Below are 12,596 nucleotides of genomic sequence, written 5' to 3' on the forward strand. Positions count from 1 at the left end.
CCCGCGTGTCGCGGTCAGTCGCTGGAGCGTTTCAGGTGCCGCGTCAGGCGTTCTTCCAGCTTGTCCCAGACGCGGCGCAGGATTTCCACCATCAGGAGATAGAGAACGGCCGCCCACAGGTAAACCTGGAAGTCGTAGGTGCGCGAGAAGGCGAGTTTCGTCTCGCCCATCAGGTCGAACACCGTGATGACAGACGCGATGGCCGATCCTTTTATCATCAGGATGATCTCGTTGCCGAAGGGCCGCAGCGCGATGATCATGGCCTGCGGCGCGACGACATTGCGGAAGATGCGCCACCGGGAAAGGCCCAGCGCTTCGCCCGCCTCGCGTTGGCCGCGCGGCACGGAATCTATGGCGCCGCGGAAGATTTCCGCCTGGTAGGCGGATGTGTTGAGCGCGAAGGTCAGCACCGCGCAGTTGAACGCGTCGCGAAAGAACCACCAAAGGTAGACGCTTTCCAGCGCCTCGCGGAACTGGCCCGCGCCGTAATAGACGAGGAAGGTTTGCGCCAGCAGCGGCGTGCCGCGGAAGAAATAGACATAGGCGAAGGCGAGGGCGCCGATCAGCCGGCTCTTCGATGCGCGCGCAAACGTCACCGGCACTGCGATGAGGACGCCGATGCCCACCGAGAGCACCACGAGCTGGATCGTGGTCCAGAGCCCGCCGAGGATGCGCGGCCCGTAGCGGGCATAGAACGAAGGCTTGTACTCGCTGACCAGCAGGTCGACCACCACGATGCCGAGCGCCACCCAGATGGCGATGCCGGCGGCCCCAAGGATCCGCGCCCATGTCCAGCCGCGCTTCTTCGCCGCTGGGCGCTTGACGATGGTCGCGTCCGCGCTCATCGCACTTCACCCCGCCGCGCCCAGGTGTTGATCCGTCCGATGCCCACCGACGAGATGATCGACAGGGTGAGGTAGATCATGCAGGCGATGAAGTAGAAGAAGAACGGCTCCTTGGTGACGCCGACCACGATGTTGGTCTTGCGCAGCAGGTCATCCAGCGCGATCACCGAAACGAGCGAGGTGTCCTTCAGCAGCACCAGCCAGAGGTTGGAGAGGCCGGGCAGGGCAAGCCGGATGAGTTGCGGCACGATAATCAGCCGCAATGTCTTCAGCCGGGACAGGCCGAGCGCGTAGCCCGCCTCGTATTGGCCCGGCCCGATGCCGCGCAGCGCGCTCAGGAACACTTCGCTGGCAAAGGCCGAGAAGACCAGCCCGAGCGCGAAGACCCCGGCGACGAAGCCGCTCACCTCGACATAGCCGTCGTAGACGAGGGCAACCAGCTGCGACAGCAGGATCTGCCCGCCGTAATAGACGATGAACAGCGTCAGCAGTTCGGGCAGTCCGCGGAAAATGGTGGTGTAGATGTTGGCAGCCGTGCGCAGCAGCGGCTCTTCCGAGTTCTTCGCCAGCGCAACCAGAAAGCCGATGGCCAGCCCGAAGGGCAGCGTGACGAGGGCGAGCCGGATCGTCAGCCAGACGCCTGACGCGATTTCATCGCCCCATCCGTCCGGCCCGAACGCCAGATATCCGACTAGCTCACCCATGAAGGAGGCGCATCCCCCGGCACCCCTTTGATAAAGCGGCGCGCCCGGCGGTTAGCAGCACTGCCGGGCGCACCTGTTTTCAGACCGCGATCAATAGACCGAGAAGTCGAAGTACTTGGCTTCGATCTTCTCGTAGGTGCCGTTCTCGCGGATGGCAGCGATCGCCTTGTTGAACATCTCGCGCAGGTCGTCCTCGCCCTTGCGCACCGCGATGCCCGCGCCGTCGCCGAAGTACTGCGGATCGTTCTCCATCGGGCCGACCATCTTGCAGCACGCGCCGTCGTCGGTCTTCAGCCACTCGCTCAGCACCACCGAGTCGGCGGCCACCGCGTCGAGACGGCCGGAGGCGAGGTCGAGATTGGCCTCGTCCTGGGTGCCGTAGAGCTTGATGGTGGAGTTCTTGTAGACGTCCTCGAGGAACGTCGCGTGGGTGGTGGAGGCCTGCGCGCCGATGGTCTTGCCTTCCAGCGTGCCGGGATCGGTCGCGGACAACTCGCTGTCGGACGGTGCGATCAGGGCCGGCGGCGTGGAGTAGTACTTTTCGGTGAAGTCGACCTTTTCCTGGCGCTCCGGCGTGATCGACATCGAGGCGATGATGGCATCGTACTTATTGGCGATCAGCGCCGGGATGATGCCTTCCCAATCCTGCGCGACGAACTCGCACTCGACCTTCATTTCATCGCATAGCGCCTTGGCGATATCGACGTCGAAGCCCTGAAGCTGGTTATCGGAATCGAAGTAGTTGAAGGGCGGGTAGGCGCCTTCGGTGCCAATGCGCACCTTCGTCCATTCCTTGGCTTCGGCGATGCCGAATGTTGCTGCGACGATCATGGCCGCCGCAAGAATACGCTTCATCATGCTGTTCCTCTCGAACTCTCTGTGTGGATCGTACGGGTCCTCTCCCGTCGCGCCTTTCGTCCCTGTCCCGGCGGGTGTTTTCGTCCCTTGTCCGGTGTCGGGGCACGCGCGGCGTCCCCGTCGAAAGGTCATTTACCCACAAGTTTTGCGGCGTTGGCAACCGGTTTCATGCTGCCTTCTTCAGCAGCTCAGGCGGTTGCCGAAACTTTGGTCTGCGCTGCCCGCTTGGTGGTCGCAACCAGCTTCCGGCGCAGGTTCGCCGCCGCGCTCTGTTCCAGTTCGCGCCGCGTGGCGGGGTTTCCCGAAAGGAACTTTCGCAGCCGCGCGACCTCAAAGCTGAGGTAGCGGGAGGGCCTTGCCGCGACGACCGTGGCGGTCGCCGGTTCGCCCAGCATGTAGGTGACGTCGCCGATATAGCTGCCCGGCTCGATCCGCGCGACCTCGATCCCCCCGGATTCAACCTGCGCCTCCCCCTCGATGAGGAACAGCAGGTGGGAGATCGGTTCGCCCTCCCGCGTCAGCACGGTGCCGGGTTCGCCGTTGATCTCCAGCGCAAGGTCGAGAAACTGGCGCGCTTCCAGCAGCGCCAGGTCCGGCATGGCCTCGCGCAGGAAGTATCTTTCATCCTCGGTGAACCGCAGTCGATTGTTGAGGATGTAGAGCCGCGTGATGCCGATCAACGACAGCGATATCCAGGCAATCTGGATGAGGGCAGACGACAGGTTGAACGACTGCGACAGCGAGGCCAGTACGCAGGCGGCGGCGAAGAAGTTGATGAAGGCGTACTGGTAGCCGCTGCCCCGGATGAAGCCGAATTGCAGCGTCGCGTAGCCGCCCATGTAGAGGAGGACGCCAGCGAAACCGATCGCATCCAGCCATGTCATGTTGGAGAGGGTGTCCACATGCGCTCCCGTTCGGCTCTCGAACTGCCAGGGCACACCGTGGCTTCCGCTACGTCCATAGCTGACTGGGTGCGACGTGTCATGCCTTGACCGGCAGATGGATCAGCCGGGCGTTTCGCGCCTGCACTGCCCGTCGCCCACGGAATAACTGTAGGGCTGGGTGCCATCTCCGTGGGTTACGAAATAGGTCGTCTGTCCCAGCACGCCTGCGAGCGAACGCAGGACCCGCAGGATGGATTTCCCCGTTGGCGTCAGCACGTAGCGGCCGTCGCGGTAGACGATGTTGCCGCTGCCGAGTTGCTCGTCGACGCGGCGGCAAACTGCGTCGTATCCGCTGACATAACCATCGAGAAACCCGCTCTGCATCTGGTCGAGCGTTGCCCCGTTATGCTGGTCGACGCGGCTCAGCACGTAGAGCGAGATGGAACGGTCCACGATGGTCGGCAGCGTAATGTGAAAGGCATAGACCGCAGCCGACGCCGCAAAGACCGCTGTCACGAGGTCCTGCCGCCGGAACACGCCGAAAATGGCCTTGTCCGGCTGCCGCGTCATCACCAGAACCAGGAGCAGCAGGATCGTCGTGGACACGAGGATTGCGATCAGCCCGTCATAGAACAGCCGGCCGCTGCCGATTTCGTCTATGACAAGGCCGTAGATGGCCAGCGAAGCCAGGCTGAGAAAGACGATGGCAATGGCGCTGTTGAAAACGCTGCGCAGTGCGTCACCCATCAGGCCGTCTCCTGCTTTCGAAACGCAATGCGCGCTCGACCGATGAAATGAGATGCCAGCGCTAGCGCAAGGATCAGCAAGGGATAGCCGGGCACCATGTAGCGCATGTCCGCATGCCACGCGGTCGCATCGATAATCCCGTAATAGCCGATACGCGCGGCAAGGGCGCTCAGACAAGCAGCCAGGGCTGCGTATATGGCGAGTTCCGAAACAGTATCCTCGTGTGCGGGCCAGGCATATGCGAAGGCAAGTGACAGCACGGCAAATCCGCCCAGGAACCAGGGCCAGTGGGCGGACAGAAACAACCAGATGTCATACATGGCTCGTTGTTCCGCCGAGAGGACAAGGGGGAATTCGTCTATCCTGTACTGCCACGCAGAGGCGCCGTTCTTGGCTGGAACGAACCGGGCTGTGCCTTTCATCAGCTGCGCAGACACAGATTGCGAGCCGTCCTCGAAATTCACTTCCATTCCCAGCGCGCCGATCCACCAGCGTTCATCGAGAACCGGGCTCTCGACAATGACGGCTTCACCTTGCGGGGTGAGCGTGATTTCGGCCAGACGCTGGTACGTGCCATCGTTCACGTCGCCGAAAATCTGCCCGGGCAGGATGAGCCAAGCCGACGTTATCTCGCTGCCCTCGCTGGTGAGTTGGCCACGCATGGGACCCTTTTTCAGCAAGCGTTCGTCGCGGTTGAGAACGCGGTCATGCTTCTGCTTTTCGTCCAGGCTGAAACCGTATCCATAGTTGTCCAGCCAGGGTTGGGGCGCGGCGAGCAGCAACATCGCAACCTTCGCCATGGATTGGGGAAGCAGCGGGGCCCATTCCCGCCAGACCGGATCGATGAACGGGTGAATGATCCTGCGTTCGGGCAGGCGTCCGTCCGCGAATGCCGCTTCCAGCTCCATGGAAATTCTGTCGAGCTGCGCCTCATGGGCGGCGACTCGGTCCTGCAGGCTGTGTCCGGCCGGCAGGGTTTCCAGTCCCCTCGCGCCGAGCGCCTTGAGAATGCCGATATAGCGCTGCGTGTCGAGCGCGCCGGGGATGCCGGTATATTGCTCTGCATGCTCAAGCATCAGCTTGGATTCAACCACCTCGCGGTCTGCGGCCAGGAGCGGACTGGCGGCATAGGCTGCCTCGCGCGCATCCTTGGTGATCGGCACGTATTTTCCCGACCGGCCGCCATCGATCCGCATGAATGCCGACATGAGACGTGTCTCGGCCCGAGTCAGCAGGCTGATGGGGGCGTCATAGCCGAATGCGCGTTCGTTCAGCGCGCTGATGCCCATGTTCAACGCAAGCGACGGCGCGACCAGGGCGAACAGGAGGGCAACCGTCGAGGTGAACAGCCCGCTGGAACGACTGGCCTCGAAAATCGCCACGATCGCGATCGGCGCGAGGAACGCGGCAATCAGCATCCCTTCCGTTCTCGTGTGCAGCATGATGGCTGCGACGGTGCCTGCCAGAACCGCCATGACGATCCGCTGAGACAGGCGTATCGCCAGCAGCAGTTCCAGGCTGAGGGCAAACAGCAGCATGCCCAACCCGATTTGGATGCCGTCGGCCATGGCCATGTCGAGATGGTATTGCATCAAGGGTGCAAACAGGATCATGAGCGCGGCCAGAAATGCCACGCCGGCGTTGATGCCGGCGTTGCGCAGCGCGGCAACGGCCAGGATCGTGCTTCCGGTGAACAGGAGTTCGTTCAGCACGCGGAACCGCGTCCCGGTCAACTCCGAAAGCGCCATGAACAGGCTTGGCATCGCTGGCCGGCCCGGCACTGACGCGGCCCCCCAATAGCCGTCGTCGGCAGGCCCGACATAGGAAAACGTGTCCCCCGCCGCGAGGGTGATTTCCATGTGCCCGGTGAAATAGAGCTTGAAAATGGCCGCGATGGAAAGGCCGACCGACAGGATCAGCAGGCTCGGCTCGAACGATCTCATTTCTTGTTGTCGACGATCACCGGCGTTTCGAAATAGCTGATTTCGGGGGCCTTTCCATAGCGCTCCGCGATCATCTGGCGCCATTCCTGGGAGTACACCTTGTCGGCTGCCTCACGGCTCTCCCACAGGTACACGCCGCCGCCTTCGGGGCCTTCGCCGAACAGGTAGTACTTGCGCACCAGTCCATCCGCGCCCTCGTAGTTCGGTGCGGACTGCTCGAACAGCGTCTTGGCCTCTTCAAGGCTCGTGCCGGGTGGTAGCGGAAAGCGAACAATGGCCGTGATCATGATGTCCTCCTGACGGGGCTTCTCGATGGCAGGCTATCAGCCCGCCAACCTGCCACAGGCCATCGCACCCCGCCTACAGCAAAAGGGCGGTGTTGGGCGTGTTCAGGAAGCCCGGTCATCGCCGAGGTCATAGGCCGTGGTGCGGATGATGCCGCCGAACTGCCGTCCCTCCCACAGCACCTGTTCGGTGCGGACCGCGAGGTTGAAGGGCGGCTGCGTCAGCACCACGCCGCTGCCTTCCAGCAGGCGAATGTCCGGCCCGGCGGGGCGGTCGCGGTTCGCCTTGAACTTCCCGTCCGGCAAATGCTCGGTCAGCACGAGGTAGCGGCAGCCGGCGCGGATGTTGGGCAACGCGGCCTTGATCTGCTTGTTCGACAGATGCTGCAGGACCTGACGGATGAACATGACGTCATGCCGGGGCGGGGCCTCTCGCGTGATGTCGAGCACGCGGAAATCGACGTCGAGATCGCCGAACGCCTCGCGATTGTGCGCGATCAACGGTTCCACGACATCACAGGCGGTATAGGTGCCGCAGAAAGGGCGGATTCGCTGGCCCACGTTGAAGTCACCGCAGCCGATATCCACGGCGGATGGTTTCGCGCCGAGGCTCGCAAGATAGGCGCGCACGGCCGCGACATAAGGCTCGACCAGTTCGGGTGCGTGGGAGCCTTCGCCGGAAAAGAAGGGTTGCCCGTGAAAGGAAGGTCCCGCCCAGATCCTGTCCCGGTAGATCGTGCCGAACATCTCGCTGACGCTCATGCCGCGGTAACGGCGGGTCATCCGGTTGCGGCGACGAACCGACAACAACCGGTATAGCGGTTCCGGGAGTATTTTCCTGGCAAGCTCGCGCAAGCCCCTTTTCAGCTTCGACATGGCCGTTCGAGCCCTTGAATTCCATCTTCGCGGCATCGCATTGGATTTTCATTGCAGGAAGGCGTCCTTGGCGCAAATATTAGGTTCAGGGTGTCAAAATTGATTGACGCCGGATTCGCGAAAGCCTCATTTCAGACGGGTTGAGCGCCAAGAATGCAGTTTTCGCGTTCTTGCGTATCCGGTTCATGGCTATTCGCCCGCCGGCAAATTGCTGCCCTGACCGCTTTGGACCCACTGAATGAACCGATCCCGCCTGTCTCGCATCGTTGCACAATATCGCCGGTCCGCCCGGCAAATGGCGGAAGGGGACGTTCAGCATCTAGCGCCGGCCATTCCCCCGTTCGTCGTCCACGTTGCCTTCGGCATCATGCTGGCCGGCCTCGGCATCCTGCTGCGCCTGCTGATCGACCGGATCTGGTCGGGTGCCGGGCCGTTCGGGCTGATGGTTCCGGTGGTGCTGGTGGCAACGCTGTTCGGGCGCCTGTCGGCCGGCATGGTGTGCCTGACGATCACGTCTGTCTATGCCTGGTATTACGTGCTGCCCGCGCCGCGCTCCTTCGCCTTCGAAAATCCGTCAGATGGCCCGCGCGTCATTGTCAACATCGGGGCGGGCATATTCGTGGTGCTGCTCGCCGAACTGTTCCGGCGCACCATGCAGGCATCCATGTCGGACCGCGAGTTCCTGCTGCGTGAGCTCGAACACCGTGTGAAGAACAACTTCGCGTCAGTCGTCTCTTTCCTGCGCCTGCAGATGCGCCAGCATGCCGACGACCCTATCGTTCTCTCGGCACTGCAGACGGCGATTGGCCGCGTGGAAAGCTATTCCACCGCCAACACCTACCTCTACCGCCAGTCGCGCTATTCCGGCGATATCGACATGCAGGACTATCTCGGCGCGCTGGTGAAGTCGCTGGAGGAGGCCAGCCTCGTCGAAAACGACATTCGCATCGATTGCGAGTTCGCCGATATCGTCATGCCGCGCGAACAGGCGATTTCCGTTGGCCTGATCGTCAACGAGCTTGTCACCAATGCCATCAAGCACGCCTTCGGTGATGGCCGGTCCGGCCATATCGATATCAAGCTTTCGCGTTCGCCCGACGGCGCGATGCTGACAGTCAGCGACAACGGGCACGGCATGCAGACGGAAGACCAGAGAGAGACACTGGGGACCAGTCTCGTGCGTGCGCTCGCCCGCCAGGCCGAGGGAGAAATCGAAATGGTCTCCGGCGAAGACGGCACCTCCGTCACCTTGCTCTTCCACCCCGATTTCCACGGCTGATCGTCAGGCGCTTTCCCCGTCCGCATTGCCTGTGCCACTGTGCCCCGCGCGGCAGAATGGTCTGCGCGAGTGACGAGGGTTTCGAACGTGAAGATCGCCACAGTGGCAACCGGCGGCATTGGCGGTTTTCTCGCCGTCCGCCTGACCGAAGCCGGGCATCAGGTCGCAACGATTGCGCGCGGGCGCCATCTCGCCGCGATCCGCGCCGATGGTCTCAAGCTGAGCGCCCACGACGGCGAGCATCTCGTTGCCCCGTGGATGGCGACCGACGACACCGGCGAGGTCGGCGCGGTCGATGCGATCATCTTCGGCGTGAAGTGCAGCGGGCTGGAAGCTGCCGCCGAGCTTTGCCGCCCCATGCTGGGTGACGACACCATCGTCATCCCGTTCCTGAATGGCGTGGAAGCCTCCGACCGGCTGGCGCAGATCCTGCCCGAGCGCAATGTCGGCAACGGTGTCGCGTTCATTTCCACGACCATCGCCGAACCCGGCCTGATCTCCCAGACGGGCGAGTTCAACCGGTTCGTCTTCGCCGAGCGCGACAGCACCCCCTCAGGCCGCGTGGATGCACTGCGCGCGGCGATCAACGATGCCGGTTCGGTCGCGCCGCCGACGGACGATATCGAGCGGGAGTTGTGGACCAAGTTCGTGCTGTTCTCGGCTGTATCCGGTGTCACGGCGGGTGCGCGCTGCACCATCGGCGACATCATGGCCAGCCAACCCTTGAGCGCGACGTTTCAGACCATCGTCGCGGAAACCGCAGCGCTTGGCCGCAAGCGCGGCGTCGCGCTGCCCGATAGTGTCGAGGCCGATACATGGGCCTTCGCGCAAGGGCTGCCCGCCCCGATGCGCGCCTCCACCGCGGTTGATCTCGAACACGGCAATCCGCTGGAAGTCGACTGGATTTCCGGGGCCGTCGCGCGCCTGTCAGCCGAAGCCGGACTGGCAGCCCCCGTCAACGCGACCATCCACGCCCTGCTCAGCCCTTTCTCAGCGGGCAAAGCGCCGCGCGGCTGACACGCAGGCGATGACGGCGAGTGCCGCGGCCAGCATCGGCCATGTCACCGCTTCACCGAGCAGGAGCGCGGCGAGCGCGAACCCCATGAACGGCTGGAGCAGCTGCAACTGGCCGATGGACGCGATGCCGCCTTGTGCAAGTCCGCGATACCAGAAGACAAAGCCGATCAGCATGCTGAACAGCGACACGTAGCCAAGGCTGATCCAGGCCGGCGTGCCGACATCGGCGAAGGTCGCGGGCAAGGTGGCGACTGTGAGCGCGAGCATCACCGGCAGCGACAGCACCAGCGCCCACGAGATCACCTGCCAGCCGCCCAGCGTGCGCGACAGCCGCGCGCCTTCCGCATATCCGAGCCCGCACGCGACGATGGCCGCCAGCATCAGCAGGTTGCCGGTCGCCGCTGCCTGAACGCCCTGTGTCAGGGCATAGACGCCCACCACCGCGGTACCGAGCAGCGAAAACACCCAGAAGGCGGGCTTGGGGCGCTCGCCGCCGCGAACGACCGCGAAGATGGCGGTCGCCAGCGGCAGAAGCCCGATGAACACGATCGAGTTCGCCGAGGTGATGTGCTGAAGCGCCAGCGCCGTCAGCAGCGGGAAGCCGACTACCACGCCCAGCGCGACCACGATGAGCGACAGCAGGTCGCCGCGCGCCGGCCGCGCCCGCGAGAACCGCATCAGCAGCAATGCGCCCAGCAGCCCCGCGATTGCAGCGCGCGCGACCGTCAGGAACACCGGATCGAAATCCATGACCGCCACGCGCGTCGCTGGCAGCGACCCGCTGAAGATGGCGATGCCGATGAGACCGTTGATCCAGCCGCTTGCTGCCTTGTCCATGTCGCGTCCCTCGAGAAGTTGATGACGCGGTATCGCGCGGAAGCGCTTTCACTGGACAGGGACAGTGCTATACAGTTCCGCCAAACTGTTATGGATACGAAGGGCATACAGATGGCAGGCGAGACGGCTGAACGCACGCTCATTTCGGACGTGATGGCATCGGTGCGCCAGCGCATCGCAGGCCGCAGCCTCGCGGCAGGCGCGAAGCTGCCCTCCATCCGGCAGATGGCCGCGCGCATGGAAGTCTCCACCTCCACCGTGGTGGAAGCCTACGAGCGCCTCGTCGCCGAAGGGCTGGTTCATTCGCGCCCCGGTTCCGGCTTCTACGTCGCCAATCAGGCGGCACCGATGGAGCTGTCTGATGTTGGCCCGAGGCTCGACCGCGCCGTCGACCCGCTATGGGTGTCGCGCCAGTCGCTGGATGCAGGCGACAAGATGCTGCGGCCCGGCTGCGGCTGGCTGCCGCCCGAAAGCCTGCCGCACGATGCGTTGCGCAAGGCGCTGCGCAAGCTGTCGCGGGCGGGCGATGCGGCGCTGACCGAATATGGCTCGCCGCTGGGCCTCGCGCCCCTGCGCCAGCTGATCTCGCAGCGCCTCGATGCAAAAGGCGTCGAGGTACCCGCCGACCAGGTGATCCTGACCGAATCCGGCACCCAGAGCATCGACCTGCTGTGCCGCTTCCTGCTCGATCCCGGCGACACGGTCCTGCTCGACGACCCGTGTTACTTCAATTTCCAGGCGCTGCTGAAGGCCCACCGGGTGAAGGTCGTCAGCGTTCCGTACACAGCCAACGGGCCGGACCTCGAGCGCTTCGCAGAGACCTTGGCGGCGCACCGCCCGCGCCTCTACATCACCAATTCCGCGATCCACAACCCGACCGGCGCGGTGCTCTCGCCCGTTGTCGCGCACCGTGTCCTGAAGCTCGCGGAGCAGTTCGCGACGACCATCGTCGAGGACGATATCTTCGCCGATTTCGAGCACACGCCCGCACCAAGACTGGCCGCCTTCGACGGGTTCGAGCGGGTCATCCAGATCGGGTCGTTCTCCAAGACGCTGTCGGCTTCGGGCCGGTGCGGGTTCATCGCCGTACGCCCGGACTGGGTGGACGGGCTGGTCGATTTGAAGATCGCGACCTCGTTCGGCAGCGGGCGGATGGGCAGCGAGATCGTTCTCGCCGTGCTGACGGACGGCGGCTACCGCAAGCACGTCACGGCGCTGCGCGATGACCTGTCCCGCGCCATGCGCGACTGCGCGACGCGCCTCAAGGAAATCGGCATCGAACCCTGGTTGATGCCCGACGCCGGGATGTTCCTGTGGTGCCGCTTGCCGGATGGGCTGGAAGCTTCGGACGTGGCGCGAAAGGCGCTGGCAGAAGACGTGGTGCTGGCGCCGGGCAATGCCTTCAGCGTCGCGCAGACGGCCGGCAATTTCATGCGCTTCAACGTCGCGCAGTGCCCGCCGCGCGTCTTCGAGGTGCTGCGCCGGATCATCGGCTAGCGGCGCGCCTCAGAGGAATTCGAGCAGTTCCTTCGCGACCAACTCCGGCCCTTCCAACTGCGGCAGGTGGCCAAGGCCGGGCAGGGGGCGGAAATCGCCCTTGCCGATGGCTTCGTGCAGGGCGCGCCCGCGCGCGATCGGTATCCACGGATCGTCCTCGCCCCACAGCACGCGCACATCGCAGCGAATGTCGCCGAACATCGGCTCGACCTCCGCCGTGTAGCGCTCGTCGGCCTGCGCGAACTGCCGGTAGAAGCTCGGCGCGCCATCCTCGGTGAGCCACGGCGCAACGAGCGCCTCGCGGTCTTCGGCCGCGATGTCGCCTGCCAGCGCGCCGCCGATATAGGCGTCGACGAGGGCAGCGTGGATATGCGGCGGCAGGCCTTGGAAGGCCTCAACGTGCTTGCCGACATGCTCGAAGAAATCCGAGCCCCAAGGGCGCATGGCGACCACGTTCAACAGCACGTAACGCTCGAACTCGCAGCCATGCAGCAGGTGCGCGCGCAGCGTGGTCGCGCCGCCGAAATCATGCGCGACGACGCGCGGCCGCTCCAGCTTCCAGTGAGCAAGCATCTCGGCGAAGACCGCGCCCTGCACGTCGAGCGAGGTGCGCTGGTCGCCACGCTTTTCAGAACGCCCATATCCCGGCATGTCGTAGAAATGGACGCGGAAACGTTCGCCAAGCGCCGGGATGACCCGGTGCCACGAATAGGACGACCACGGCCAACCATGGGCGAGAACCAGCGGCGGGCCATCGCCTGTCGCACCGGCGGCAACCGCGCCGGCGCTGGTCTTGACCGTCTCCGTCAGGCTCCAGCCTGCCAA

At 64.2% G+C, this 12,596-nt stretch carries 13 protein-coding genes; 3 read left to right on the forward strand and 10 right to left on the reverse strand.

Features of this window, described 5'->3' with window-relative positions; translation table 11 throughout:
• Positions 1-14: 14 nt before the first annotated feature.
• The 8 genes from ACKTEK_RS03670 to ACKTEK_RS03705 form a co-directional block, all read right to left on the reverse strand.
• Positions 15-845: an ABC transporter permease gene (locus ACKTEK_RS03670; protein WP_409163885.1), complete on the reverse strand. Its 831-nt coding sequence runs from the start codon at positions 843-845 to the stop codon at positions 15-17.
• On the reverse strand, positions 842-1,549 hold the full coding sequence (locus ACKTEK_RS03675) for an ABC transporter permease (RefSeq protein WP_409163886.1): 708 nt from the start codon (positions 1,547-1,549) through the stop codon (positions 842-844). Before ACKTEK_RS03675 ends, ACKTEK_RS03670 begins: the two co-directional genes overlap by 4 nt.
• Before the next feature lie 90 nt (positions 1,550-1,639).
• Entirely contained in the window at positions 1,640-2,404 is a 765-nt protein-coding gene (locus ACKTEK_RS03680; RefSeq protein WP_409163887.1) for an ABC transporter substrate-binding protein, read from the reverse strand.
• Positions 2,405-2,595: 191 nt separating this feature from the next.
• Positions 2,596-3,309 (reverse strand): Crp/Fnr family transcriptional regulator, encoded by a 714-nt coding sequence (locus ACKTEK_RS03685; protein WP_409163888.1) that lies wholly within the window; start codon positions 3,307-3,309, stop codon positions 2,596-2,598.
• Positions 3,310-3,411: 102 nt separating this feature from the next.
• Positions 3,412-4,038: a hypothetical protein gene (locus ACKTEK_RS03690; protein WP_409163889.1), complete on the reverse strand. Its 627-nt coding sequence runs from the start codon at positions 4,036-4,038 to the stop codon at positions 3,412-3,414.
• On the reverse strand, positions 4,038-6,065 hold the full coding sequence (locus tag ACKTEK_RS03695; protein ID WP_409163890.1) for a hypothetical protein: 2,028 nt from the start codon (positions 6,063-6,065) through the stop codon (positions 4,038-4,040). The genes ACKTEK_RS03690 and ACKTEK_RS03695 overlap by 1 nt, the downstream gene beginning before the upstream one ends.
• Positions 5,978-6,268: a monooxygenase gene (locus ACKTEK_RS03700; RefSeq protein ID WP_409163891.1), complete on the reverse strand. Its 291-nt coding sequence runs from the start codon at positions 6,266-6,268 to the stop codon at positions 5,978-5,980. Before ACKTEK_RS03700 ends, ACKTEK_RS03695 begins: the two co-directional genes overlap by 88 nt.
• 102 nt (positions 6,269-6,370) lie before the next feature.
• Entirely contained in the window at positions 6,371-7,048 is a 678-nt protein-coding gene (locus ACKTEK_RS03705) for a class I SAM-dependent methyltransferase (RefSeq protein WP_409163892.1), read from the reverse strand.
• 331 nt (positions 7,049-7,379) lie between these two features.
• On the opposite strand from ACKTEK_RS03705, the gene ACKTEK_RS03710 reads away from it, so the two are divergent.
• Positions 7,380-8,420: a sensor histidine kinase gene (locus ACKTEK_RS03710; protein ID WP_409163893.1), complete on the forward strand. Its 1,041-nt coding sequence runs from the start codon at positions 7,380-7,382 to the stop codon at positions 8,418-8,420.
• An 87-nt stretch (positions 8,421-8,507) separates the two neighbouring features.
• Positions 8,508-9,437, forward strand: coding sequence for a ketopantoate reductase family protein (locus ACKTEK_RS03715; protein WP_409163894.1), 930 nt, complete (start codon positions 8,508-8,510; stop codon positions 9,435-9,437).
• On the opposite strand, the gene ACKTEK_RS03720 is transcribed toward ACKTEK_RS03715, so the two are convergent.
• A complete protein-coding gene (locus ACKTEK_RS03720) occupies positions 9,411-10,274 on the reverse strand; it encodes a DMT family transporter (protein WP_409163895.1) in 864 nt (287 codons plus the stop codon). The genes ACKTEK_RS03715 and ACKTEK_RS03720 overlap by 27 nt on opposite strands.
• Before the next feature lie 111 nt (positions 10,275-10,385).
• On the opposite strand from ACKTEK_RS03720, the gene ACKTEK_RS03725 reads away from it, so the two are divergent.
• Positions 10,386-11,771: a PLP-dependent aminotransferase family protein gene (locus tag ACKTEK_RS03725; RefSeq protein ID WP_409163896.1), complete on the forward strand. Its 1,386-nt coding sequence runs from the start codon at positions 10,386-10,388 to the stop codon at positions 11,769-11,771.
• 9 nt (positions 11,772-11,780) lie between these two features.
• Here the strand turns inward: ACKTEK_RS03725 and ACKTEK_RS03730 are convergent, their stop codons facing one another.
• A complete protein-coding gene (locus ACKTEK_RS03730) occupies positions 11,781-12,596 on the reverse strand; it encodes an alpha/beta fold hydrolase (RefSeq protein WP_409163897.1) in 816 nt (271 codons plus the stop codon).

This window comes from Tepidamorphus sp. 3E244 (assembly GCF_046159835.1).
GTDB lineage: Bacteria > Pseudomonadota > Alphaproteobacteria > Rhizobiales > Tepidamorphaceae > JACKJK01.

Coding starts and splice junctions, on each gene's coding strand:
- ACKTEK_RS03670 (WP_409163885.1), bottom strand. CDS start 845: ATGAGCGCGGACGCGACCATCGTCAAGCGCCCAGCGGCGAAGAAGCGC.
- ACKTEK_RS03690 (WP_409163889.1), bottom strand. CDS start 4,038: ATGGGTGACGCACTGCGCAGCGTTTTCAACAGCGCCATTGCCATCGTC.
- ACKTEK_RS03695 (WP_409163890.1), bottom strand. CDS start 6,065: ATGGCGCCAGATGATCGCGGAGCGCTATGGAAAGGCCCCCGAAATCAG.
- ACKTEK_RS03705 (WP_409163892.1), bottom strand. CDS start 7,048: ATGACCCGCCGTTACCGCGGCATGAGCGTCAGCGAGATGTTCGGCACG.
- ACKTEK_RS03675 (WP_409163886.1), bottom strand. CDS start 1,549: ATGGGTGAGCTAGTCGGATATCTGGCGTTCGGGCCGGACGGATGGGGC.
- ACKTEK_RS03720 (WP_409163895.1), bottom strand. CDS start 10,274: ATGGACAAGGCAGCAAGCGGCTGGATCAACGGTCTCATCGGCATCGCC.
- ACKTEK_RS03680 (WP_409163887.1), bottom strand. CDS start 2,404: ATGAAGCGTATTCTTGCGGCGGCCATGATCGTCGCAGCAACATTCGGC.
- ACKTEK_RS03725 (WP_409163896.1), top strand. CDS start 10,386: ATGGCAGGCGAGACGGCTGAACGCACGCTCATTTCGGACGTGATGGCA.
- ACKTEK_RS03710 (WP_409163893.1), top strand. CDS start 7,380: ATGAACCGATCCCGCCTGTCTCGCATCGTTGCACAATATCGCCGGTCC.
- ACKTEK_RS03700 (WP_409163891.1), bottom strand. CDS start 6,268: ATGATCACGGCCATTGTTCGCTTTCCGCTACCACCCGGCACGAGCCTT.